Annotated in this window: 24 protein-coding genes and 1 pseudogene; 14 read left to right on the forward strand and 11 right to left on the reverse strand. The window is 70.8% G+C overall.

What is annotated here, in order from left to right; genetic code table 11:
* Positions 1 to 156: 156 nt before the first annotated feature.
* From QIT00_RS00770 to QIT00_RS00780, 3 genes and pseudogenes are all read right to left on the reverse strand, one after another.
* On the reverse strand, positions 157 to 513 hold the full coding sequence (locus tag QIT00_RS00770) for an ASCH domain-containing protein (RefSeq protein ID WP_282533029.1): 357 nt from the start codon (positions 511 to 513) through the stop codon (positions 157 to 159).
* Positions 510 to 1,628 carry a hypothetical protein gene (locus tag QIT00_RS00775; protein WP_282533030.1) on the reverse strand — a complete coding sequence of 373 codons (1,119 nt, stop codon included), beginning with the start codon at positions 1,626 to 1,628 and terminating at the stop codon, positions 510 to 512. Before QIT00_RS00775 ends, QIT00_RS00770 begins: the two co-directional genes overlap by 4 nt.
* Positions 1,629 to 1,656: 28 nt before the next feature.
* Positions 1,657 to 2,028, reverse strand: a pseudogene (locus tag QIT00_RS00780) (ATP-binding protein); the annotation flags it as partial.
* A 181-nt stretch (positions 2,029 to 2,209) separates the two neighbouring features.
* On the opposite strand from QIT00_RS00780, the gene QIT00_RS00785 reads away from it, so the two are divergent.
* Both QIT00_RS00785 and QIT00_RS00790 read left to right on the forward strand, forming a co-directional pair.
* A complete protein-coding gene (locus tag QIT00_RS00785; RefSeq protein WP_282533031.1) occupies positions 2,210 to 2,803 on the forward strand; it encodes a hypothetical protein in 594 nt (197 codons plus the stop codon).
* On the forward strand, positions 2,800 to 3,621 hold the full coding sequence (locus QIT00_RS00790; protein ID WP_282533032.1) for a class I SAM-dependent methyltransferase: 822 nt from the start codon (positions 2,800 to 2,802) through the stop codon (positions 3,619 to 3,621). The genes QIT00_RS00785 and QIT00_RS00790 overlap by 4 nt, the downstream gene beginning before the upstream one ends.
* Before the next feature lie 425 nt (positions 3,622 to 4,046).
* Here QIT00_RS00790 and sodN read toward each other — a convergent pair whose 3' ends face one another.
* The gene (sodN, locus tag QIT00_RS00795; RefSeq protein WP_190081992.1) at positions 4,047 to 4,442 is read right to left on the reverse strand and encodes a superoxide dismutase, Ni; all 396 of its coding nucleotides are present in this window, start codon (positions 4,440 to 4,442) and stop codon (positions 4,047 to 4,049) included.
* A 243-nt stretch (positions 4,443 to 4,685) separates the two neighbouring features.
* On the opposite strand from sodN, the gene sodX reads away from it, so the two are divergent.
* Complete coding sequence (gene sodX / locus QIT00_RS00800; RefSeq protein ID WP_282533033.1) at positions 4,686 to 5,123, forward strand: nickel-type superoxide dismutase maturation protease; 438 nt, start codon at positions 4,686 to 4,688, stop codon at positions 5,121 to 5,123.
* Here sodX and QIT00_RS00805 read toward each other — a convergent pair.
* Positions 5,027 to 5,656, reverse strand: coding sequence for a CGNR zinc finger domain-containing protein (locus tag QIT00_RS00805; protein WP_282533034.1), 630 nt, complete (start codon positions 5,654 to 5,656; stop codon positions 5,027 to 5,029). The two genes, sodX and QIT00_RS00805, sit on opposite strands and share 97 nt — an antisense overlap.
* 103 nt (positions 5,657 to 5,759) lie before the next feature.
* Between QIT00_RS00805 and QIT00_RS00810 the strand changes: the two genes are divergently transcribed.
* Positions 5,760 to 6,536: a class I SAM-dependent methyltransferase gene (locus QIT00_RS00810; RefSeq protein ID WP_282533035.1), complete on the forward strand. Its 777-nt coding sequence runs from the start codon at positions 5,760 to 5,762 to the stop codon at positions 6,534 to 6,536.
* Positions 6,537 to 6,606: 70 nt separating this feature from the next.
* Here the strand turns inward: QIT00_RS00810 and QIT00_RS00815 are convergent, their stop codons facing one another.
* The 3 genes from QIT00_RS00815 to QIT00_RS00825 are packed head-to-tail and all read right to left on the reverse strand — an operon-like array spanning position 6,607 to position 9,290.
* Positions 6,607 to 7,368, reverse strand: a complete 762-nt coding sequence (locus QIT00_RS00815; RefSeq protein ID WP_282533036.1) for an amino acid ABC transporter ATP-binding protein — start codon at positions 7,366 to 7,368, stop codon at positions 6,607 to 6,609.
* Complete coding sequence (locus QIT00_RS00820) at positions 7,365 to 8,297, reverse strand: amino acid ABC transporter permease (RefSeq protein WP_282533037.1); 933 nt, start codon at positions 8,295 to 8,297, stop codon at positions 7,365 to 7,367. The genes QIT00_RS00815 and QIT00_RS00820 overlap by 4 nt, the downstream gene beginning before the upstream one ends.
* Before the next feature lie 42 nt (positions 8,298 to 8,339).
* Positions 8,340 to 9,290 carry an ABC transporter substrate-binding protein gene (locus QIT00_RS00825; RefSeq protein ID WP_282533038.1) on the reverse strand — a complete coding sequence of 317 codons (951 nt, stop codon included), beginning with the start codon at positions 9,288 to 9,290 and terminating at the stop codon, positions 8,340 to 8,342.
* 698 nt (positions 9,291 to 9,988) lie between these two features.
* On the opposite strand from QIT00_RS00825, the gene QIT00_RS00830 reads away from it, so the two are divergent.
* The 6 genes from QIT00_RS00830 to QIT00_RS00855 all read left to right on the forward strand — a co-directional run bounded on the left by QIT00_RS00830 (position 9,989) and on the right by QIT00_RS00855 (position 15,449).
* Positions 9,989 to 11,197, forward strand: coding sequence for an NAD(P)-dependent malic enzyme (locus tag QIT00_RS00830; RefSeq protein WP_282533039.1), 1,209 nt, complete (start codon positions 9,989 to 9,991; stop codon positions 11,195 to 11,197).
* Between the two features lie 204 nt (positions 11,198 to 11,401).
* Positions 11,402 to 11,980 carry a phosphoesterase gene (locus QIT00_RS00835; protein ID WP_282533040.1) on the forward strand — a complete coding sequence of 193 codons (579 nt, stop codon included), beginning with the start codon at positions 11,402 to 11,404 and terminating at the stop codon, positions 11,978 to 11,980.
* Entirely contained in the window at positions 11,977 to 13,545 is a 1,569-nt protein-coding gene (locus tag QIT00_RS00840; protein WP_282533041.1) for an alkaline phosphatase D family protein, read from the forward strand. Before QIT00_RS00835 ends, QIT00_RS00840 begins: the two co-directional genes overlap by 4 nt.
* A 72-nt stretch (positions 13,546 to 13,617) precedes the next feature.
* Positions 13,618 to 14,580 carry a zinc-binding dehydrogenase gene (locus QIT00_RS00845; RefSeq protein ID WP_282533042.1) on the forward strand — a complete coding sequence of 321 codons (963 nt, stop codon included), beginning with the start codon at positions 13,618 to 13,620 and terminating at the stop codon, positions 14,578 to 14,580.
* A 114-nt stretch (positions 14,581 to 14,694) separates the two neighbouring features.
* Positions 14,695 to 14,904 carry a helix-turn-helix domain-containing protein gene (locus QIT00_RS00850; RefSeq protein WP_282533043.1) on the forward strand — a complete coding sequence of 70 codons (210 nt, stop codon included), beginning with the start codon at positions 14,695 to 14,697 and terminating at the stop codon, positions 14,902 to 14,904.
* Positions 14,904 to 15,449 (forward strand): Clp protease N-terminal domain-containing protein, encoded by a 546-nt coding sequence (locus QIT00_RS00855; protein WP_282533044.1) that lies wholly within the window; start codon positions 14,904 to 14,906, stop codon positions 15,447 to 15,449. The genes QIT00_RS00850 and QIT00_RS00855 overlap by 1 nt, the downstream gene beginning before the upstream one ends.
* Before the next feature lie 226 nt (positions 15,450 to 15,675).
* On the opposite strand, the gene QIT00_RS00860 is transcribed toward QIT00_RS00855, so the two are convergent.
* Both QIT00_RS00860 and QIT00_RS00865 read right to left on the reverse strand, forming a co-directional pair.
* Positions 15,676 to 16,647 (reverse strand): PadR family transcriptional regulator, encoded by a 972-nt coding sequence (locus QIT00_RS00860; RefSeq protein WP_282533045.1) that lies wholly within the window; start codon positions 16,645 to 16,647, stop codon positions 15,676 to 15,678.
* A gap of 1 nt (position 16,648) precedes the next feature.
* Positions 16,649 to 17,596: a DUF4097 family beta strand repeat-containing protein gene (locus tag QIT00_RS00865; RefSeq protein WP_282533046.1), complete on the reverse strand. Its 948-nt coding sequence runs from the start codon at positions 17,594 to 17,596 to the stop codon at positions 16,649 to 16,651.
* 153 nt (positions 17,597 to 17,749) lie between these two features.
* Between QIT00_RS00865 and QIT00_RS00870 the strand changes: the two genes are divergently transcribed.
* On the forward strand, positions 17,750 to 18,574 hold the full coding sequence (locus QIT00_RS00870) for a hypothetical protein (RefSeq protein WP_282533047.1): 825 nt from the start codon (positions 17,750 to 17,752) through the stop codon (positions 18,572 to 18,574).
* A gap of 126 nt (positions 18,575 to 18,700) precedes the next feature.
* Here the strand turns inward: QIT00_RS00870 and QIT00_RS00875 are convergent, their stop codons facing one another.
* Positions 18,701 to 18,880 (reverse strand): DUF6104 family protein, encoded by a 180-nt coding sequence (locus tag QIT00_RS00875; protein ID WP_128557595.1) that lies wholly within the window; start codon positions 18,878 to 18,880, stop codon positions 18,701 to 18,703.
* A 236-nt stretch (positions 18,881 to 19,116) separates the two neighbouring features.
* On the opposite strand from QIT00_RS00875, the gene QIT00_RS00880 reads away from it, so the two are divergent.
* The 3 genes from QIT00_RS00880 to QIT00_RS00890 all read left to right on the forward strand — a co-directional run bounded on the left by QIT00_RS00880 (position 19,117) and on the right by QIT00_RS00890 (position 22,928).
* Positions 19,117 to 19,593, forward strand: a complete 477-nt coding sequence (locus QIT00_RS00880; protein ID WP_282533048.1) for a CU044_2847 family protein — start codon at positions 19,117 to 19,119, stop codon at positions 19,591 to 19,593.
* Positions 19,586 to 21,661 carry a VMAP-C domain-containing protein gene (locus tag QIT00_RS00885; protein WP_282533049.1) on the forward strand — a complete coding sequence of 692 codons (2,076 nt, stop codon included), beginning with the start codon at positions 19,586 to 19,588 and terminating at the stop codon, positions 21,659 to 21,661. The genes QIT00_RS00880 and QIT00_RS00885 overlap by 8 nt, the downstream gene beginning before the upstream one ends.
* Before the next feature lie 172 nt (positions 21,662 to 21,833).
* The gene (locus tag QIT00_RS00890) at positions 21,834 to 22,928 is read left to right on the forward strand and encodes an AAA family ATPase (RefSeq protein WP_282533050.1); all 1,095 of its coding nucleotides are present in this window, start codon (positions 21,834 to 21,836) and stop codon (positions 22,926 to 22,928) included.
* Positions 22,929 to 22,933 lie beyond the last annotated feature (5 nt).

Genomic DNA, 22,933 nt, shown 5'->3' on the forward strand with positions numbered 1-22,933 from the left:
GGCACCGCCGCTCGGTCGATCAGGCGGGCCATCGGGAAATCGTAGCGGCCTCCCCCCTCAACGAACATGACTCCGCCCTGCGCACCCACTCCGGAACAGCCCGCCGGTAGTCCGGACGAAGCTGGAGGACGACAGCGGGCTACAAGTCAGGTCGCATCATGTAGCAGAGAGTTGGATCTCGATGGCCAGCACACCAAGGGCTTCCTTCTCGGGTGGGTAGATGGCGCGAATGTTGTCGAGCTGCTGCCGCCTCGTGGCGCTCGGGTTGACGTTTGCTGCGCCTTCGTCGTCGAGCAGGGCTTCGAAGTCGTGGTACTCGGCAACCCGCTTGACCTCGACGTCGCAGGTCTCCTCGGTGCCCTTGATGCGGAAGCGGATGGTGTCGCCGGCGGCTAGGTCTTCGAGGTGTGGGTACTTGACCCGCACCTCGATGGTCTTGATGCCCGCCGCTACGAGGTCGAAGTACTTGCGGTAGAGGTGGAGTTCGCGGATTCGGGCGGTGGTGTCGGTCATGGTGCGGGGAGGCTCCTGGTTGCTGGGGCGGTCATCATGCGGCCGATCTCCGCGGCCGAGTATGAACGGAAGAAGTGGCGCGGGTCGGCGAGAAGGGTCTCGGTCAGGGCGAGCAGTCGGTTGGCATACTCGGGAAACGAGCCGGGCCACTGCCGGGTGTCGAGCATCCAGTCGGCTGCGCCGTCCGGCAAGGGTGCCAAGCCCTCGCGGATCAGAGATTTGGACAGTTTGGCCCCGGTGTCCGTGACGACCTGAGGGCAGAAGAGGCGGGCCGGGAGCTGGGTGCGGGTGAGGCCGACGGCCTGGTGGGCCTCGTCGACGAGGTGCGAGCCGAAGACCCAGTCGCCGCCTTTGATCATGATGTGCAGTGCGTTGTGCGGTGGGCCGACGAGTGCGAGTTCCTTGACGAGGTTGCGGTACAGGGTGGCTAGGTCGACGTAGGCGCCTTCAGCCGGGGTAACGCGGGCCTCGTACGGGCCGTGGTGGAGGCAGACGGCCTTGACCACCGCCGATTCGGGGGCGGTGAGACGGACCTGCGTGCGCTCGGCGTGCTTCTCCGCCCAGCCGCATCCGGGGCTCGGGCAGGGCACGCGCACGTGAGGTGTCCCCGTGGACGGGGCGAGCCACCACCGGGCCGCGTCGATGCGAGGGAGGAGCCGTAACCAGGTGCGGCGGAAGTGCTCGCCGGCCTGCTGCTCGGTGTACGTCTCGACGCGGAACGGGATGCCCGTGCGGCTCGACAGCATCGCGAGCAGAGGTCCGTAGAGCCCGTCGACCAAGGCGGCCAGGGCCTGCTCGCCGAGGGCCTGAGAGTAGGCGCGCTGGTAGCGGTTGCCGGTTGCCGGGTCCGTGGTCAGGTCGTAGGGCGCGTTGTCGAGGGCGCCGAAGAGGACTTCCGCTGGCAGGCCGAAGCGGTTCCGGAGGCGGGCTGCCACTGCGAAGGCTAGGGACTGCACGAGTGAGGTGCCGATGTGCGGGGCACCGTTGATCTGAGTCCCGACGACCAGCACCAGCTTCTCGGGCGGGGCGGCCAGGATGCGTGGGGCGAGAACGTCTTCGGCATGAGTGAGAGCGTTGGCCAGCACGGTGTTCGGCGAGACGGGCATGAAGGTCATGAGGAACTCCCGGGCTTCGGATGGGACTTCATTCGGCTAGGGCGCGGTCACTGATGCTGTGCTGGAACGTCGCCCAGACGCGTTTGCCAGGTCCACGCCGGGCTGTTACTCCCCAGTCGTCGGCCAGGGCGTCTACGAGGAGGAGGCCGCGGCCGCCGTCGTCGGCCTCTTGGGAAGGGCGTGGCGCCGGGGCGCCGTCTCCGCCGTCCTGTACGTCAAGCAGCACGTGCGAGCTGTGGAGTTCGAGGCGTACGAGGATCAGCCCGTCCGCGACCGGCGCGTGCAACAGCGCATTGGTCACCAACTCGGATACGCACAGGCGGACGTCGTCGAGGCGTTGCACGTGGTCCCACCGGGTTAGAGCCTCCGCGGCGAACCTTCGGGCCGCGGGCACATTGGCCTTGCGTCGGGTGAAGTGCCTGGAGCTTTCGACGGCAGCGCTTTACGATTCGGCGGCCACTCATGCCCGGACGGCTCGGGCGTGTGCCGAGGCTGCTGGGCATGAGGGGCTGCTCGCGTGGGTGCGGGCCGTAGAGTCGTTGATCGCTTACTGGACCGGTCGGTACGAACAGGCGGCACACATGGCGCAAGCCGGTCGCCAGCACCGGGCGGGCGGCAGCATCGGAGCGCGCCTGGCCAGCTTGGAGGCAAGAGCGCTCGCCATCGCGGGTGATGGACAAGGGGCGGGTGCTGCACTGGCTGATGCGGAGCGGGCCCGCGAGCGGCAGCAGGTAGCAGACGAGGCTCCGGGGGTGTTCGCCTTCCCGATGGCCAAGCAGTTCGCCTACGCAGGGACGACGCACCTCGCCATCGGCGGACGTGAGCACATTCAGCAGGCAATCGCCAGTGCTGACAAGGCAGTTCGCCTCTACCGGAATGCGGAGACCGACGACCAGTCGGTGGGCGACCTCTTCGCCGCGCACGTCGACCTGGCACGGGGGCACCTGCTCCTGGCCGACGTTGACGGCGCCGAGGCCATGCTCGGGTTCGTCCTCGATGCACCGCCGGAACGGTTCTCGGCCAGCATCGTCCGGAGACTTGTTGATCTCAGCCGCGAGCTGAACAGGCCGCAGTACGGTGGAGCGGCGCAGGCCACCCGACTGCGCGAGCGACTCCAGCACATGGCCGTTCTCGCCGCCTCGCCCTCTGCCCGTCCACCGGAGCTGCCGAAGTGACCGACCTCTCCGCCACCCACGACGCCGCCGTGACTGACCGCGACCGCCTCGCGGGGAGCGCCTACAACAGTGACCGGGACCTTGCCGCCCGTCAGTCCCTCTACCAGTGGCAGCGGCCCCGCCACGACCTGCCCGGCATGGTCTCGGAGCACCTGAGTGCTGCGCACGGACGGGTCGTCGATGTCGGCTGCGGGAACGGCAAGTTCATCAAGCGTCTGCACCGAGACCGACCTGATCTGGAACTCCTGGGCCTGGACATCGCGCCCGGCATCCTCGCCGACGTGCCTGGCGCGGTCGCGGTCGCCGATGTGGCGAGGCTCCCGTTGACATCGGCTGGCGTCGACGCCGCTCTCGCGATGCACATGCTCTACCACGCCCTGGACATCCCGCAGGCCGTACGCGAGTTGTCCCGCGTAGTGACTGACGGCGGCCTCCTGATTGCCTCCACCAACAGCGACCGCGACAAGGCCGAGCTGGACGAGCTGTGGGTACGGGCGGCCGGTGATGTACTCGGGACCGACCGAGGGCCGGCTCGGATCTCGCTCAGTGCCCGCTTCTCCCTGGAAAAAGCGCCAGCCTTCCTCGGCGAGGAGTTCGACCGCGTCGAGACGACCGAGCTACCCGGCACCATCACGGTCACCGATCCCGAACCCGTGGTCGCACACATGGCCTCGTACCAGGCATGGGCGGACCAGCACGACGTGCCCTTCGAGGCCACCATCGCGCGGGCCCGCACCATCCTGGAGGAACACATCGCCCGGCACGGGGCGTTCGAGATCCACTGTCTTGGCGGCATTCTCGTGTGCCGTCGCCACTGAGAGGCCGGGCCGGTCAGGCCGTCTCCATCGCACCCGCGACCTGGAGGCCAGTCGCTGTGGGTCGCCCAGACCTCGACGTACGGGCCCGGCCCACACTGTCGACCGCGAACCCCGCACCAGCCACCGCGGCGGCGAACTCATCCAGTCCCACACCGTGTACCACCGTCGGCCGTCGGGTTCGTCGAGCCAGCCCGTGCTGCCAGTGGCCTTGAGGCGCACGTACATCGGCCCCCCCGGGGCGCAGGAGTTCGGCGAACTGGCCGAGCACGTCCGCTGCGTCCGCCGTGTCGAGGCGGACGAGTGACGCGGAGGCCCAGATCCCATCGGAGACAGCCCGTCGGCCAATCCCCCCACAACGCAGAACACCCGGCTCCGCGCGGATGCCGGGTGTTCTGTGTGACGCGATGCGTGACGAAACGCGAAGGTCAGGCCTTCTTCGTCTCCCAGAAGATCTTGTCGATCTGGGCGATGTAGTCCAGCGCCTTCTGGCCCGTGGCCGGGTCCGACGAGCCCTTGGCGGCCGAGAGGGCCTTGAGGGTGTCGTTGACCAGCTGGTGCAGCTCCGGGTACTTCTCGAAGTGCGGGGGCTTGAAGTAGTCGCTCCAGAGCACCGACACGTGGTGCTTGGCGAGCTCCGCGCGCTGCTCCTTGATGCCGATGGCGCGCGTCTGGAACTGCGCGTCGTCGTTGCCGGCCATCTTCTCCTGGACGGCCTTGACCGACTCCGCCTCGATGCGGGCCTGGGCCGGGTCGTACACACCGCAGGGCAGGTCGCAGTGAGCGCTGACCTTCACCTTGGGGGCAAACAGGCGGGAGAGCATTGAGCTGTCCTTCCTCGTGATCGTCTTCTCAGGGGCGACATTACTCCGTGAGGAAGGGGATTTCGCGAGGGGCCCAGGGGCTGGGACAAAAGTCCCGGGTGGAACCGGGACCCGGGACGGATGCGAACGGCAGACTGGTGGCATCCGTTGACGGGCGTGCGAACGACGGGCGTGCGAACGACGGGCGTGCGAACGACAGGCGTGAGAACGGCAGGCGTGAGAACGACGGGCGAGAGGTGCGGAATGCGGGAGCAGGGCAGCGAGCCGGGGCGGGCCGGTCAGGCGCGGGCGCCGTTCGGTGTGGCCGAGGTGCACGGGCCGTCGATGGTGCCCACCCTGCGCCCCGGCGACCAGCTGCTCGTCCGGTACGGGGCGCGGGTCCGGCCGGGTGACGTCGTCGTCCTGCGCCACCCGTTCCAGCAGGACCTGCTGGTCGTGAAGCGGGCCGTCGAGCGCCGTGAGGCCGGCTGGTGGGTGCTCGGCGACAACTCCTTTGCGGGCGGGGACAGTACGGACTACGGGACCGTGCCCGAGGAGCTGGTCCTCGCCCGTGTCGTGGGCCGGTTCAGGCCGCGCTCGGAGGGTCAGCGCTCGCCGTTGCGCGCGGCGCTCTGGGCGCTGTCCGCCGTACGTCCGGTGCTGTGCGACCGGTCGGCCTCCTCGCGCTTGCGGGCCCGGTAGGCGGCGACGTTGGCGCGGGTCGCGCAGCGGTCCGAGCAGTAGCGCCGGGAGCGGTTGGTGGACGTGTCCAGGTAGGCGTTGCGGCAGGGCGTCGCCTCGCAGATGCCGAGGCGCTCCACCCCGTGCTCGGTGAGGTGGAAGGCGAGGCCCATGGAGGCGATGGCGGCGTAGCCCGCGGTCGCGTTCGACGGGTGGTCGGCCAGGTGCATGTGCCACAGCGGCCGGTTGTCCTCGTCGCGGTGGTCGTGCCCGGAGATCTGCGGGCTGACCGGGAATTCGAGCAGCAGCGAGTTGAGCAGGTCGACGGCGAGGGTCTCGTCGCCGCCGTCCGCCGCCTCGAAGACCGCGCGAAGCCGGGCCCGTACGGACCGGAACCGGGTCACGTCGGCGTCGGTGGCGCGGCGGGCCGCCGTGGAGCTCGGCCCGAACAGCTCGCGGACCGCCTCGACGGAGGTGAGGGAGTCCTTGTTCCGGGCCGGCTCCTCACTGTTGACCAGGCGCACGGCGTAGTCCGAGTAATAGGCCAGTTCCACTTGTAGTCCTTACCGGGGCGGGCTATCGTCGACCTCAGCTGAGGTAATGGGCGCTGCTGCGTCCAGGGTATTACGTACTGGTGATTTCGTACGGGAGGGTTCCATGACCGAGACCAGCACCGGCACCACCGCGGGCGCAGCCGACTGGCAAGCCTGGCAGACGAGCTGGGACCGGCAGCAGGAGTGGTACATGCCGGACCGCGAGGAGCGGTTCCGCGTCATGCTCGACATGGTGGAGGCCCTCGTCGGCCCGCGGCCGCGCGTGCTCGACCTCGCCTGCGGCACGGGCAGCATCACGGACCGGCTGTTCCAGCGGTTCCCGGACGCGGTCAGCACGGGCGTCGACCTCGACCCGGCGCTGCTCGCCATCGCCGAGGGCACCTTCGCCGGGGACGACCGCGTCACCTTCGTCACCGCCGACCTCAAGGACCCCGACTGGCGCGCGAAGCTGCCGTACGACGCGTACGACGCGGTCCTCACCGCCACCGCGCTGCACTGGCTGCACAGCGAACCGCTCGCCGTGCTCTACGGCCAGGTCGCCGAACTCGTCCGGGACGGCGGGGTGTTCATGAACGCCGACCACATGCCCGACCCCTCGACCCCGCGCATCAACGCCGCCGACCGCACGCAGCGGCACGCGCGCCAGGACCGGGCCAAGTCCGCGGGCGCCCTGGACTGGGCGGACTGGTGGCAGCTCGCGGCCAAGGACCCGGTGCTCGCCGAGCCGACCGCGCGGCGGTTCGAGATCTACGGCGAGCACGCCGACGGCGACACCCCGCCCGCCGAGTGGCACGCGCGCGTGCTGCGCGAGAAGGGCTTCGCCGAGGCCCGTACGGTCTGGGCCTCACCGTCGGACGCCCTGGTGCTCGCCGTGAAGTAGCCCGAGCATGGGAGGAGGGCGGTACGGAACCTTCCCGTACCGCCCTCCTCGTCTTCAACTGCCGTGCCGGTTACAGCACCTTGGACAGGAACGACTTCGTCCGCTCGTGCTGCGGATCCGTCAGGACGTCCCTGGGGTTGCCGGACTCGACGACGACGCCGCCGTCCATGAAGACCAGGCTGTCGCCCACCTCGCGGGCGAAGCCCATCTCGTGCGTGACGACGATCATCGTCATGCCGGACTCTGCGAGGTCACGCATGACGTCGAGGACGTCGCCGACCAGTTCGGGGTCGAGCGCCGAGGTCGGCTCGTCGAAGAGCATCAGCTTCGGTTCCATGGCGAGCGCGCGGGCGATCGCCACGCGCTGCTGCTGGCCGCCGGAGAGCTGCGAGGGGTAGTTGCCCGCCTTGTCGGCGAGGCCCACGCGCTCCAGGAGCGACCCGGCGCGTTCGCGGGCCGCGGCCTTCGACTCGCCCTTGACCTGGACCGGCGCCTCCATGACGTTCTCCAGGGCCGTCATGTGCGGGAACAGGTTGAAGCGCTGGAAGACCATGCCGATGTCCCGGCGCTTCAGGGCGACCTCGGTGTCCTTGAGCTCGTAGAGCTTGTCGCCCTTCTGCCGGTAGCCGACCAGCTCGCCGTCCACGTAGAGCCGTCCGGCGTTGACCTTCTCCAGGTGGTTGATGCAGCGCAGGAACGTCGACTTGCCGGAGCCGGACGGGCCGATCAGGCAGAACACCTCGCCCTGCTCGACCTCCAGGTCGATGCCCTTGAGGACCTCGACGTGCCCGAAGGACTTGTGCACGTTCTCGGCCTTGACCATGGCGTTCATCGGGCGACCTCCGGACGGCGCAGCGACAGCATGTTGGCCTTGACCTTCTGCCAGGGCGTCGGCGGGAGTTGCCGGGAGGAGCCGCGGGCGTAGTAGCGCTCCAGGTAGTACTGCCCGACGCTCAGGATCGAGGTCATGATCAGATACCAGGTTGCGGCGAGGAACAGCACTTCGACCGTGGCGCCCGAACTCTGGCCGATGTCCGTCGCGTTCTTCAGGAGCTCGTAGTACTGGACGGCGGCGACCAGCGACGTCGTCTTCAGCATGTTGATGACTTCGTTGCCGGTCGGCGGGACGATCACGCGCATCGCCTGCGGCAGCACCACGCGGCGCAGCGTCTTGGAGTGGCTCATGCCGAGCGCGTGCGCCGCCTCGGTCTGGCCCTCGTCGACGGCGAGCAGACCGGCGCGGCAGATCTCCGCCATGTACGCGGCCTCGTTGAGGCCGAGTCCGAGCAGCGCCGTCAGGAACGGCGTCATGAAGTCGGACCACTCGTCCTTGTAGACCGGGCCGAGGTTGATGTACTCGAAGACGAAGCCCAGGTTGAACCAGACGAACAGCTGCACCAGGACCGGGGTGCCGCGGAAGAACCAGATGTAGAACCAGGCGATCGACGACGTCACCGGGTTCTTCGACAGCCGCATGACGGCGAGCAGGATGCCGCCCACGACGCCGATCAGCATCGCGCACACGGTCAGGAGCAAGGTCTCCCGTACGCCGCCGAGGATGCGCGAGTCGAAGAAGTACTCAGGGATCGCGTCCCAGTTGATCTCACCCTGCGCGAACGCGAAGACGATCGCGCCGAGCGCCGCGAGGGCGATGAATGCCGAGAGATAGCGGCCGTAGTGCCGCACCGGCACGGCCTTGATGGCCTGCGGGGCCTGCGGAGGGGTGTCCTCCGGGCCCTTCTTGTCGATGTCCACAGTCACGAGATGCCTTTCACCGATGCCCTTACCGACGACCCGGGGTCGTCACTTGCCGCCGTTGACCTTGGCCTCGGTGACGGCGCCGGCCTCGACGCCCCACTTCGAGATGATCTTTTCGTACTCGCCGTTCTTGATGATGGCGTCGAGCGCGGCCTTGATGGCGTCCCGCAGTTCGGGGTTGTTCTTCGGTACGGCGATGCCGTACGGAGCGGCCTCGACCTGCTCGCCGACCAGCTCGAAGTCCTTGCCGCCGCCGGAGGTCTTCACGGCGAACGCGGCGACGGGGAAGTCGGAGGAGCCGGCGTCGGCGCCACCGGAGCGCAGCCGGGTCTGGGCCTGCTGGTCGTTGTCGAAGGCCTCGATGGCGATCGTCTTGCCGCCCTCGCACTTCTTGGCCTCGGCCTTGGCCAGGTCGTGCGAGACGGTGCCGCGCTGCAGGACGACCTTCTTGCCGCACAGGTCGTCCCAGGTCTTGATGCCCTGGGTCTCGCCCTTGTTGGTGTAGATCGAGACGCCCGCGTTGAAGTAGTCGACGAAGTCGACGCCCTCGCCGACCTTCTTGCCGGTGTCCGAGTCGATGCCGTTCTGGCGGTCCTTGGTGTCCGTCATGGCGGACATGGCGATGTTGTACCGCTTGGAGCGCAGACCGCCCAGGAGGGTGTCGAAGGTGCCGTTCTCGAAGCTGAACTCGACGCCGAGCTGCTCACCGAGCGCCTCGGCGATGTCCAGGTCGATGCCGACGACCTTGCCGTTCTTGTCCTTGTACTCCACCGGCGGGTACGCGATGTCGGAGCCGACCTTGACGACGCCGGCGTCCTTGATGCTCTGCGGGAGCTTGTCGGCGAGCGGGGCGTTCTCGCTGTTCCGGGCGCGCTGGGCCGCGTCGGTCTGGTCGCCGCAGCCGGCCAGGAGCAGGGTGCCCGCGACCGCGATGGCGCCGACCGCGAGTATTCGTGACCTGCCTGCGGCCGTGCGACAAGTGGTGCTTGCGGTCATGTGTGGTTCCTCCGGCGGATGAGGGAGCTGCCGTGCGACGAGGCCGTTCCGCACGCGGCTTTCGAGTGCCTCGACCTCGGGTGATTGACGCATCTTGCCATTCGGACGCACGGCTTCAGGGGGTCGGCGATGTCAAAATCGGATAACGGGTGCCGGATAGCGGGCGGTCGGGGTGTGCGATCCGTGTAATGCGGGGAACAGGGCGTAATCGCCAACCAAGGCGGTGAACAGTCGCTAACCGCACCATCTCCGGCGAATCTCGCCATGTGGACAGTTGTTTCCGGATCATCAGTGTGCGCCTTGTGGGCTTCTGGGGCGACTTGGGCCTGCCGGGTGAGCGGGCCCAGGCGCCTCGTCCGTACGGCGCCGGGGGTGCGGGGAACGCCGCAGGTGGGAAGCGTGCGGGGCAATGTCAGGTGGCCGCGCGATGAACGATGATCGTTCGTTTGGCGGGTGGGCAAACGGGCCTTACCGGGCAGTGACCAACGCCGCTCGCCGGGCCGTGCGGTCTTCAGGTAAAAAGGGCTGTTACACCCCTCATCCGGGGCTCAGGGCGCGTGTGCGGCGCGCCCGCGCGTGCGTACCTCCCCTCGCGGAGGCGGGCCAACCGCCGAAGCGAGTCACGGACGCGGTGCCCGCCCACCCCTGAACCAGGAGTGGTCACCCTCAACGAATAAGACTTAAGGGGTCAGACAAAAGTGGCAGCGGAGATCGTCAACCCTCGCAGCGACGCCGGTGCGGAGGGCGCGGAAGAGCCCTTCGATCCCGCGTTCGCGCTGCACCGTGGCGGCAAGATGGCCGTCCAGGCCACCGTGCCGGTGCGTGACAAGGACGACCTGTCCCTCGCGTACACGCCCGGCGTGGCCAAGGTGTGCAGCGCCATCGCCGAGCAGCCCGAGCTCGTGAACGACTACACGTGGAAGTCCAACGTCGTCGCCGTCGTCACCGACGGCACGGCCGTGCTCGGACTCGGCGACATCGGTCCGGAAGCCTCCCTCCCCGTGATGGAGGGCAAGGCCATTCTGTTCAAGCAGTTCGGCGGCGTGGACGCCGTCCCGATCGCCCTCCAGACCACCAGCGTCGACGAGATCGTCGACACCGTGGTCCGGCTCGCCCCGTCCTTCGGCGGAGTGAACCTGGAGGACATCTCGGCGCCGCGCTGCTTCGAGATCGAGGACCGCCTCAAGGAGGCCCTCGACATTCCCGTCTTCCATGACGACCAGCACGGCACGGCGGTCGTCACCCTCGCCGCGCTGCGCAACGCCGCGAAGCTCACGAACCGGACCCTCGGCGACCTGCGCGCCGTGATCTCCGGTGCGGGCGCGGCCGGCGTCGCCATCGCCAAGTTCCTCCTGGAGGCGGGCATCGGCGACGTGGCGGTGGCCGACCGCAAGGGCGTCGTCAGCAAGGACCGGGAGGACCTCACCCCGGTCAAGCGCGAGCTCGCGGAGATCACCAACAAGGCGGGCCTGTCCGGCACCCTGGAGTCGGCGCTCGAGGGCGCGGACGTCTTCATCGGCGTCTCGGGCGGTACGGTCCCGGAGCCCGCGGTGGCGTCCATGGCGGAGAACTCCTTCGTGTTCGCCATGGCCAACCCGAACCCCGAGGTGCACCCCGACATCGCGCACAAGTACGCGGCGGTCGTGGCCACCGGGCGCTCGGACTACCCGAACCAGATCAACAACGTGCTCGCGTTCCCCGGCATCTTCGCCGGCGCGCTGCAGGTGCGCGCCTCGCAGATCACCGAGGCCATGAAGATCGCGGCGGCCGACGCGCTCGCCGAGGTCGTCGGTGACGAGCTGTCCGCGGAGTACGTGATCCCGTCGCCCTTCGACGAGCGGGTGGCCCCGGCGGTCACGGCGGCGGTCGCGGCGGCGGCTCGCGCGGAGGGTGTCGCGCGTCGCTGAACCCGGCGCACGAGCCCTGACGGGCTGAACTGTTGAAAGGGCCCCGCCTGCAGGCGGGGCCCTTTCACGTGCCCTCAAAACGGCCGTCCGCCCCGCAAGTTGTCCATACAAGTCCAACAGAAAGATTCGCGGAAGCTCTTCCCGCGGTTCACGTACGACTGATGTGATTCCGGCGCCAACTCCCCCTATTACCAGGAGGCGCGCGTGAATCTGGTCGTCAACGGCGACGCCGAGGCCGGTCCCGGCGGCACCGCTGAACCTGTGCCCACCGTCACCGGCTGGAAGGTCGTCCAGGGCGCCCCCGCGCTCATCGACTACAGCCTGGGCGGCGGCTATCCCACCCCGGCCGACCCCGGCCCCGAGCGGCGCGGCAGCCGCTTCTTCTCCGGCGGAGACTCACCCCGTACCGCCCTGCTCCAGGACGTCGCACTGCCCGCGCGCGGCGCCACCGGGCGGGCCGCCGTGGACGCGGGCCGAGTGCGGTACGCCGTGACCGGATGGCTCGGCGGCTACGCGGCGCAGGAGGACGGCGTACGCCTCTCCGTGGAGTTCCGCGACAGCCGGGGCACCCCGATCGCCCTGAGCGTCCTCGGACCGGTCACCGCCGCCGAACGCGGCGGGAAGACCGGCCTGGTCGAGCGGACCGCCGAGGCCGCGGTGCCGCCCGGTGCGCGCACCGCACGAGTCCTGCTCGTCTTCACCCGCACCGGAAGCGGAACCTCCAACGACGGTTACGCGGACGCCCTTTCCCTCACCCTGAGCGCCACCGGAGGCCGCCGATGACCGTCAACCGCCGTGACCTCCTCAAGGCCGCCGGAGTCGCGGGCGCGCTCGGCGCGGTCTGGCCGCTGAGCGTCGGCCTCACCCCGGCCCAGGCCCGCGAGGCCGCCGAGCAGCTGGGCGCCCGGTACGACCCGGCGCCGTTCACGCTCGGCGTGGCCTCCGGGGATCCGCAGCCGTCGAGCGTGGTGCTGTGGACCAGACTCGCGCCCGAGCCGTTCGCCGCCGAGCAGCCGCTGCCCGAGGTGGTCGAGGTCGAGTGGACCGTCGCCGCCGACCCGGAGCTGAGACGCGTGGTCGCCCGGGGCAAGGCACCGGCGTCGGCGACGCTCGGGCACAGCGTCCACATACCCGTGACGGGCCTGGAGGCGGGCCGGCACTACTGGTACGCGTTCAAGGCCCTGGGCAGGACGAGCCGCGTCGGCCGCACCCGTACCGCTCCGCTCGGAAACGTCTCCAAGGTCCGGTTCGCGGCCCTCAACTGCCAGGCGTTCCACGACGGTTACTACGCGGCGCACCGCGCGGTCGCCCGCGAGGACGTCGACTTCGTGGTCCACCTCGGCGACTACATCTACGAGCACGGCCAGGTCGGCGGCGTCCCCGAGGAGCACGTCCGCGACCACGACGGCCCCGAGGTCCTCACCCTCGCCGACTATCGCAAACGCCACGCCCTCTACAAGGGCGACCCGTCCCTGCGCGAGGCGCACGCCGCCCACCCGTGGTTCCTCACCTGGGACGATCACGAGGTCGTCAACGACTACAGCGGTACGGGCGGCGGGGCGCCGTTCATGCAGCGGCGGGCGGCCGCGTACCAGGCGTGGTTCGAGCACATGCCGCACCGCGACAGCTTCGGCGGCTCCGCGCTTCCCGACCCGGAGATCCACCGCGTACGCAAGTGGGGCGACCTGCTCGAACTCACGGTGCTCGACCTGCGCTCGTACCGCTCCGCGCAGAACCTGTCCGACGGGACGATCCTCGGCGCCGAACAGAAGTCCTGGCTCAAGCAGGGCATCGACAAGGCGCCGGACGCCTGGCATGTCTGGGCCAACTCGATCATGCTGAGCCAGCTGCGCGGCCGGCCCGGCGGCTCGTACATGTTCACCGACCAGTGGGACGGCTTCCTGGCCGAGCGCAAGGAGGTGCTCGGGCACGTCCACGCGAGCGGTCTGGAGGACCTGGTCGTGATCACCGGCGACTGGCACTCGGCGTTCGTGGACGACGTCCGCGTGGACTTCGACGACACCGAATCGCCGCTGGTGGGTACGGAGTTCACGGCGCACTCGGTGACGTCGGGCGCGTACTCCGCCGACTGGAACGAGACCAACGGCCCCCTGATGGGCAAGGCCAACCCGCACCTCAAGTACTTCGAGGGCAACCGCTACGGATACGACGTGTACGAGGTGACGCCGGAGCGCTTCTCCGCCCATATGCGGGTGATCGGCGACCGCCGCGACCCGAAGTCGCCGGTGACGACCCTGACCACCTTCCACGTGGACCGGGGCGAGGCCGGCTCGTACGAGGACGAGGGGACGAAGGGGTCGCCTGCGCAGTACCGGCGAGACGCGTAATCGGTCGCGGGTGCGGGGTGTCACATCCGGCTACGGTTCCGTGGCACCCGTACCCGCAATAGCCTCGGCGCCATGTTCGCTGCATACGCCGCCCGTATCGACCGTGACCAGCCCCTCAGTGGCCTTGAGTTGGGGGAGCGTCCGGCCCCCGAGGCGCGCCCCGGCTGGACGACCGTCAACGTCAGGGCCGCCTCCCTCAACCACCACGACCTCTGGTCCCTGCGGGGCGTCGGCCTCGGGGAGGACAAGCTCCCGATGATCCTCGGCTGTGACGCCGCCGGGGTCGACGCCGAGGGCAACGAGGTCGTGCTGCACTCCGTCATCGGCCAGTCCGGGCACGGCGTCGGCCCGGACGAGCCCCGCTCGATCCTGACCGAGCGCTACCAGGGCACCTTCGCCGAGCAGGTCTCCGTACCGACCTGGAACGTCCTGCCCAAGCCCAAGGAGCTGAGCTTCGCCGAGGCCGCCTGTCTGCCGACGGCCTGGCTCACCGCGTACCGCATGCTGTTCACCAACGCCGGGGTGCGGCCCGGGGATTCGGTGCTGGTGCAGGGCGCGGGCGGCGGTGTCGCGACGGCCGCGATCGTCCTCGGCAAGGCGGCCGGCCTGAAGGTCTTCGCCACCAGCCGCGACGAGGCGAAGCGCAAGCGCGCCCTGGAGCTCGGTGCGGTGGAGGCCGTGGAGTCGGGCGCCCGGCTGCCGCAGCGCGTGGACGCGGTGATCGAGACGGTCGGCGCGGCCACCTGGTCGCACTCCGTGAAGTCCCTGAAGCCCGGCGGCACGCTGGTGATCTCCGGCGCGACCAGCGGCGACCGGCCCTCGCACGCCGAGCTGACCCGGATCTTCTTCCTGGAGCTGAAGGTCGTCGGCTCCACGATGGGCTCCAAGGACGAGCTGGAGGATCTGCTCGCGTTCTGCGCCAACACCGGGATCCGGCCGGTCATCGACGAGGAACTTCCCCTGGACCGGGCCCGCGAGGGCTTCGAGCGGCTGGCGGAGGGCGGGCAGTTCGGCAAGATCGTGCTGACGGTCTGAGCCTTCCCTGGGCCCGGTCGGCGCGCGCGTGCCCGCGCGCCGACCGGGCCTTTCTCGTACGTGACGTGTCAATCAAGGTTGACAGTGGAGGTCCTGTCAACGTAAGTTGACATCATGACCGAGGCAACGGATCTCGCCGAGCGAGCCGGAGATCGTGACCCACGCATCGGGCTGCGGGCGGTCGCCGCACTGCGGCGGCTGCTCGAACGGCTCGAGTCCGTCCAGGTGCGCAGCGCCCGGAACCAGGGCTGGTCGTGGCAGGAGATCGCCGCCGAGCTGGGCGTCAGCAGGCAGGCCGTGCACAAGAAGTACGGGAGGCAGTGATGTTCGAGCGGTTCACCCGAGGCGCACGGGACGTGGTGGAGGGGGCGGTCGGCCATGCCGAGCGGGCCGGTGACGCCGACGTCACCCCCGAGCATCTGCTCCTCGCCCTCCTCGACGCCGAGGGCACCAAGGCCGCGTACGCCTGCGCCGCGCTCGGCGTGACGGACCGGCGCGACGCGGTCACCGCCGCGCTCGCCGAGGCGCGGCGGCGCGGGGGAGTGTCCGAGGCCGACGAGGGGGCCCTGGCCGGGCTCGGCATCGATGTCGGGGCGATCGTGTCGCGCGTCGAAGAGGCTCATGGGGAGGGGGCGCTGGAGCGTACGCGTACGAAGCGCCGCCGCTTCACCGGGCACCGCTCGTTCGCCCGGGAGTCCAAGGAGGTCCTTGAGCAGTCGCTGCGGGTCGCGATCGGCCGCGGGGACCGGTCCATCGGCGATGAGCATCTCCTGCTCGCGCTGACCGTCCGGCCCGGTGTCGTACGGGATGTGCTGGCGGCGCACGGGGCTTCTTACGACGAGGTGGTGCGGGTGCTGGGGACGAGCTGATCTCTCCCCTCCCCGCCCCTTCCCGAAAGCTTGCAGCAGCTTCGGGGGCTCCGCCCCCGGACCCCCGCTCCTCAAACGCCGGAGGGGCTGGATTTTGCGGGCGGGCCGGATTTTCAGGGGCGCGGGGAACTGCGCGACCAGCCACGACGGCGCGGCAGCCGAACGACAAGCGCCGCAGGCTTTCGGGAAGGGGCGGGGAGGGGGAAAGATCCCGCCCCCGGCGGACTCAGCCCCCGTCCGCCCCCCGCAGCACCGCCCCGATCTGCGCCGCGGCAGCGGACAAGTGGCGGCGTGCGTCGCGGAGTTGGGGATCGGTCACCCCGTGGTCGCGGGCCGCGTCGCGGATGTCGTCGCGGAAGCGGTCGAGCAGGCGGTCCAGGTCGCGGGCCGGGTCGCCCGTGGACTCCTCGCGTACCCACTCCGGCTCGGCGGGTTCCGATGGCGCGGCGGAGCCCGCCGCGGCGCCCGGCCTGCCGAAGCGGCCGAACTCCTTGGTGATCTCGGCCAGGCCCTCCCGCAGCCCCGTGGGCCAGTCCCCGCGCGCGAAGTGGTCCTGCACCTGGTCCTGTACGCGCTTCGCGATCCGCTGGACCTCGTCGCGCGCCTCGTCCTCGGCCTCCTTGGCCTGGCGGCGGGCGCGCTGGGCCTCGTCGCGGGCGCGGCGCGACTCGTCCTTGGCGCGGCGGGCCTGCTCCTTCCACTCCTGCTTGGCCCGGCGCAGCTCCTCCTTCGCCGCCCGCCAGGCCTCGCTGTCGCCGAACGAGCCCTCCCAGCCGGCCTTGCCGCCCGCCCCGCCGGACGCCGTTTCGCGCCGGGTCTCGCTCGCCGCCGCCCGCATCTCACGCCGCAGGTCCCCGGCGGCGCCGCGGACGTCGTCCCGGATCTCGGCGGCGAGCTCGGCGACGGAGGCGCGGATCTCCAGCTCAAGGTCGGCCAACTCGCCGCTGCGGTCGGCCAGTTCGGCCCGGCCCGCGTCGGTGATCGAGTAGACCTTGCGGCCGCCCTCCGTGGTGTGCGTGACCAGGCCCTCGGCCTCCAGCTTGGCCAGGCGCGGGTAGACGGTGCCCGCCGAGGGCGCGTACAGGCCCTGGAAGCGCTCCTCCAGGAGCCGGATCACCTCGTAGCCGTGGCGCGGCGCCTCGTCCAGGAGCTTGAGGAGGTAGAGGCGCAGGCGGCCGTGGGCGAAGACGGGGGGCATGTCAGAGCACCTTCCCGGTCGTGCTGTCACCGGCCGGCGGGCTGTCCGCCGGGGGTGTGTCCGTAGGAGGATTGTTCCCGTCCGCTTGTGGGTCCGGTGCGTCGGGGGTGGGGCCCTCGCCGTGTGTCCCGTACGCCTCCGGCTGCGGGCGGCGCAGCAGGGCGATGGCGCCGGAGACCGTGGTGGCCCTGAGCGTGCCCGTGCCGGCGCCGAGACGGCCGGTGATCTTCTTCGTGCCCCACGCGCCGCCGACCCGCAGGTCCTCGAACGCGTTGGAGACCGTGCCGCTCGTCGTGTCCGCCTCCACGACCGCGTCCGCCGGGTGCGGGAGCCGGATCGCGATCTCGCCGGAGACGCTCGACAGCCGTACGTCGGGGGCGCGGTCCGAGCCGTCCAGGTCCACGATCATGTCGCCGCTGACGGACTCCGCCCGTACGGACGCGCCCGCCGCGACGACCGTCAGGTCGCCGGAGACCGAGCTGAACTTCAAGTCGCCGGTCACGCCCTGCACTTCCACCGTGCCGCTCACCGTCTCCGCCCGCACGTCGCCGGACAGGCCGGACAGGGTGGTCTCGCCGTTGACGCCCCGGACGGCGGTGCGGCCCTCGACGCCGGAGACCATGGCGCTCGCGCCGACCGTGCCGACCTCGACGTCCGTGCCCGACGGCACCGCGAGCGAGACCACCGCGTGCCGTCGCCGGCCCTTGGGGTCCAGCCACTTGAGGAAGCCCTTCCAGGGCAGGTCGTCGTACGCGACGGTGAGCGTCGTGCCCTCCCGTGTCAGCCGCAGCGGCGGTCCGTCGATCTCCGAGACCTCCAGGTGGGCCGCGCCCTCCTCGGTGCCGACCACGTTCACCGCGCCGCCCGCGATGCGTACGCGCACCGAGCTCACCGGTTCGTCGAAGCTGAACTTCCGCGGCTCGGCGATCTCCCAGCTGGACTCCGCCATGGTTGCCTCCCTCGGCCGGTGCGCATGACGCGCCATATCGCGTTCTCTCCTAACGACACGATATATCGCGGATGCGTCACGTCAAGAGCGGCGGGCTCGGGCGCCGCACGGCATACCAGAGCCAACACGGACAAATTGGCCTAGCGTGGATCTGTGCTGACCCCGCCCGACCCCGGCTCCGAGGCCGGACGTGAATCCCCTTCGCCCGCCGCCGGTGCGCTGCTGTTCTGCCGCGCCGCACCCGCCGACGTCCGCCCCGTCGCCGGTCTGCTGCGCGCACGCCTCCACCTCGCCCCGGCCGGACCGGAGTGGAGCGTCCTGGTGCCCGACGGCACCCCGTGGACCCGGGCGGGTGAGCCCGTCGACCGCGTCCTCGCGGGCTGGGCGACCGCCCTCGCAGTCGGCGCACCCTGGCCGGTGCTCGCGCTCTGGTGGGACCCGGACCACAGCGGCTACCTCCTCGCCTCGGGCTTCCACCGCGGTGTCGGCTACGTGTGGCTGGCCGACGGCACCCCGGTCGGCGAGGACGAGGCGATGCGGACCTTCGCCGCCCGGCTCGGCCTCGACCCCGTCCTCGACGTGCGGTCCCTCGAACCGCTCACCCGGGCCGACCCGGCGGCCGACGCCGACGACCGGCTGCGCGTCCTGCTCGCGATCCTCACCCGCGCCGGACTCACCGCGCCCAGGGGCCTCACCCCCGGTGCGAGCGCGGCGTCCCTGAGCGCGGCGGCCCGCGCGCTCCCGGACGCCGAGACCGTGGAGTGGCCCGGCCGGAGCGTAGCCGTACGTGCCGAAGTCGCCCCCGAGGGCGGCAGCCTGGCGGCCCGCGTCCTGGCCGCGGCCCACCTCGCGGCGGGCCTCCCGCTCACCCTCTGGGGTCTACGGCGCCGCAGCGCGGGCTTGACGGCCGCCGGTGCGGTGCTCCTCGTCCACGGCGCGCTCGGTCTCGTACGGGAACTCCGGCGCCCGCTCGACTGACCGGGCGCTGTTCGTCCTACTCGCCCTGGTCCTGGCCTGGTTCTGGTCCTGGTCCTGGTCCCGGTCCAGGGTCTGGTTCTGGTCCTAGCCCTAGCCCTAGCCCTAGCCCTAGCCCTAGCCCTAGCCCTAGTCCTCGTCCTCGTCGTCCAGGCGGGCCAGCCAGGTGGCGAGGCGCTCGACCGGCACCTCGAAGTCCGGGTTCAGATCGACGAACGTCCGCAGCTGCTCGGCGAGCCACTCGAAGGTGACTTCCTCCTCGCCGCGCCGCTTCTCCAGTTCCTCGATGCCTCGGTCGGTGAAGTACATGTGCCCAGGATATGGGTGCCGCGGACCGGGGCCGCCGTGCCCTGGGCCCCTGTGAGTACCTCCGCGCCGATCAGATCGAGCCAGCCCGCGACCCTGTGGACAGACTTATCCACAGGGGTCGCCCGCAACCAGTCCGGTGGCTAATCTCGTCGTAGATCAAAAGCCCGCGCTGCCAGGGGAGTTGAGGGGCGCGCGGGCCGTCGGCGGTGCGGATGAAGTGTACGGACGGGGGCGTTATGGCGGGCGGTTCGTGGACGGACGAGCGGACGGACGAGCGGACGGGCGGGACGGGCCGGGAGGGCGAGGCGCGCGAGACGGCGGAGGAGCGGGGCCGGGAGCCGGTAGCGGCTGAAGGCACCCCCGAGGAGTTCCCCGCCGACGAGCTGCCGCACGGCGTGTGGCCCATCACCCTGCCCGGCGGTGCGGGCCGGATCATGGCCCGCGTCACGCCCACGGACCGGTACGAGGACCAGGACATCGGGGTCCTCGACTCCGCGGGCGCCAGGCTGGAGCAACTCGGTGAGCTGATCCAGGGCGTCGGCACCTCCGTGCTCGACGCGGCGCGTGCGGTGCGGCCGGACGAGGCCGCGATCACCTTCGGCGTCGAGCTCAGCACGAAGTCGGGCCGGGCGTTCGCGATCCTCGCCGAGGGGGAGGCGAAGGCGTCCGTCCAGGTCACCCTCACCTGGCGCCTCGGCGACGCCGATGCCTGACCTGTCGGAGCGCCTCGGGCGGCTGGTCAGCGCAGCCACCGTCCAGATCCACGCACCCAAGACCGACACCACGGAGCGGACCCGCCTGTGGGGGACGGGGTTCTTCGTCGCGCCGGGCTGGATCCTCACCTGCGCGCACGTGGTCCGGACCCACCTGGACGCCTCGCGCAAGGGCCGCTTCGGCGTGACCGGCGCGGCGGTCGGCGCGAGCAGCCCGGCGGAGGCGAGGCTGGAGCAGATGCTCTGGCGGGGCGGAGAAGGGGAGATTCCGTTCGAGCAGGACCTCGCCCTGCTGCGCCTCGCGGACGACGAATCGGCCGAGCAGCACCCCTGCGTCTGGTTCGCGGACTGGGCGGGGCGCACACTCGGCGACGAACGCTTCGTGCACGGCTACTACCTCGACGAATCCCGTCGCGTGCGGACGCGCGATGCGCTGGCCAAGGTCAGCGTGGCGGACGGTGCGGCGCGGCGCTTCGAACCCACGGTGCAGTTCAAGAGCGGCCTGTCGGGGTCCCCGGTCGTCGCCCCGGACTCCGGAGCCGTCGTCGGAGTGATGAAGACACGCCAGGAGGGGTACGGCGGCGCGGCCATCGACATCACGGCCCTGCGCGGCTTCGGCGAGCTGTACGCGGAGATCGCCGCCGCCCACGACCTGTGGCACCACGCCCGCCTCGGCCGGTCGGACAGCTGGGTGGCGCTGCAGGACGAGGCCGCGGGCGGCCCCGGCGGCAGCATCGCCACCGACGCCTGGACACCAGGGGACCGCGCCGAGGCCCTGCGCCACCTCGCCCTGCTGCGCCGAGCCATTCCCAGCAGCGCGGAGAGCGAGAAGCCCGGCGACATCGGTGTGCTGGTGCGCATCGCCATGGGGCGACGCTGGCTCTCCGACAGCCGGCCGGTGCCGCGGAGTTGGCGCGACGGCCACGGCGAGCTGTACGACGGCGCCAAGCCCCTGGAGGCCGAGGTCTTCCTCCGCTACCTGCGCCGGGTGATCGAGTACGCGGAGTCCGACGGCCTGGACACCGGCCCGCTGGCGGCCTGGCTGGACGAACGGGAGGAGCTGCTCCCCGGCAGGCAGCGGGCCGCGGGCCCCTGGAACACCGAACCGCCCGCGCACCTTCACGGCGTCGGGAACGGCGCCCCGTTCGGGGAGCCCGGACCCGCGCGCCCCGACCCCGACACCCATCCGGTGCACGCGCGGGCCGCGGAGACCGAAGAGCCGGTGGCGTACCCGCACCCCGGCAGCGAGCGCTCCGTCGTCGTCCTCGAAATAGAAGAGGTGTCCGGCGAGGACCACCGCTTCTACTGGACGGTGCGCCTGGACCACGTCGGTGAGGACGAAGAGATGCTCGCCGGCCGGGAGGACGGCCCGGGCGTGCCCTACCGCGACCTGGTGCACGAGGTGGGCGAAGCCCTGAACCACGCCTTCGAACGGGTCGACCTCGGCGGCTCGCCCGCGCCGCTCGAAGTCGCCCTGCCGTACGAGCACTTCGACGAGCCGGTGCACCAGTGGCAGCTCAACCACACGGTTCCGCTGCACCAGGACCCGGCCAAGGAGCCGCTCGGGGTGCACCGCCCGGTGGTGGTGCGCAGCCTGGCGCGGCTGCGGGAACCGGACCCGGAGCGGGACGCCCGCCACGCCGCTCGCTGGCGCGACCTGCACGCCGCCGAACGCATCAGCTCCCTTCGGCTGCCGCCCGCGGGCAGATCGCTGCGGGGCGCGATCGAGCGGACGGCGCCCGGCGAGGTGCCCGCGATGTGCCGCTCGGCCGGTGAGAAGACCGGAGAGGACGTGCTGGCCGAGGTCCTCGGGCAGGGCCACGGCGCCGCCCTGTGGCACGGCACGGGGCATGCCGGCAGCCAGTGCGGCGAGGCCTGCGCCGCACTGCACGAAGAGATCGACGGCGTCTTCCGGGCCGGCCGCCGGGCCGACCGACTCGCCTATTCCGTATGGCAGTTGCGGCGGGACATCGCGCACCACGACAACGGCCCGCACCCGGTCTCCGGCCTCGTGCTGCTGTACGACCGGCCCCTCGATGCCACGGATGTATTGGACGCGCCCGCATGAACGCCCGAAGCGCAGGGCCGGAGTTCGGCCAAAGGTACGCACATCAGGGATGGCTGGAAAGGGTCGTTCGGCATGGTGGCTCTGGGTACATTTTCAGGGGCCCGTTGTGGGCGGGGGCCACCCTCGTCGGCCAGCGCGCGGCAAGCCATCGAACGCTGACGAGGAGCGAGCCATGAGCGACTGGCTGATCTTCCAGGGAACGGGAGAGCCCGCCCGGAACCGCATCGCGGACCTGCCCGAAGCGCCCCACTGGCGGCGCTTCGACGGTACGCCACCCCCCGAGGACGAGGACCGGGCTCCCGAGATCGACCACTCCTCGCTGCGCCGCCTCGGCGACAATCCGATCCTCCGCATCCAGGAGGAGCGCACCCTCCAACTGATCAACGCCGCGCTCTACTTGAGGCGCCCGCTCCTGGTCACCGGGGCCCCCGGAGCGGGCAAGAGCACACTCGCGCACGCGGTCGCCCACGAGCTGGGCCTCGGCCGGGTACTGCAGTGGCCGGTGGTGAGCCGCACCGAACTCAAGGACGGCCTGTACGCCTACGACGCGATCGGCCGCCTCCAGGACACCCAGCTCGACGCCCACCGGGCAGGCAGGTCCCGGTCCGGTGCCGCTCGTGTCCGCGGCACAGGACGCCCCAGGCCCGGGAGCAGCCCCGCGGCGGCCAGGGGCAGGAGCGACATCGGCCGTTACATCAGGCTCGGGCCGCTGGGCACCGCACTGCTGCCGAGCAGGAAGCCGCGTGTCCTGCTCATCGACGAGCTGGACAAGAGCGACATCGACCTGCCGGGCGACCTCCTCAACGTCATGGAGGAAGGCGAGTTCGCCATCCCCGAGCTCGAACGCATCGCGGGCCGCGACGGCCGCGACCAAGTGGTCGTGCTCAGCGACGACGGCAGGCCGGTCGTCGTGTCCGGCGGGAGAGTGCGCTGCCGTGCCTTCCCGTTCATCGTGATGACCAGCAACGGCGAGCGGGAGTTTCCGCCCGCCCTGCTGCGCCGCTGCATCCACCTCAACCTCGAACCGCCTCGGGGTGAACGCCTCGCGGCCATGGTCCAGGCCCACTTCGGCGAGCTGGCGGACGAGACGCACAGCGACATCTTCAGCCTGTTCACCCAGGACGCCGGCGGGGTCCACCGCCCCACCGACCAGCTCCTGAACGCCATCTTCCTCACCCAGCACGCCGCCCAGCAGGAGGACCCGGCCCGCCGCGCGGAGATCGCCCGGCTGCTCATCAACGCCCCCGATCAAGACCTCAGGCGCTAGCCGTC

The organism is Streptomyces luteolus (assembly GCF_029968015.1).
Lineage (GTDB): Bacteria > Actinomycetota > Actinomycetes > Streptomycetales > Streptomycetaceae > Streptomyces > Streptomyces luteolus.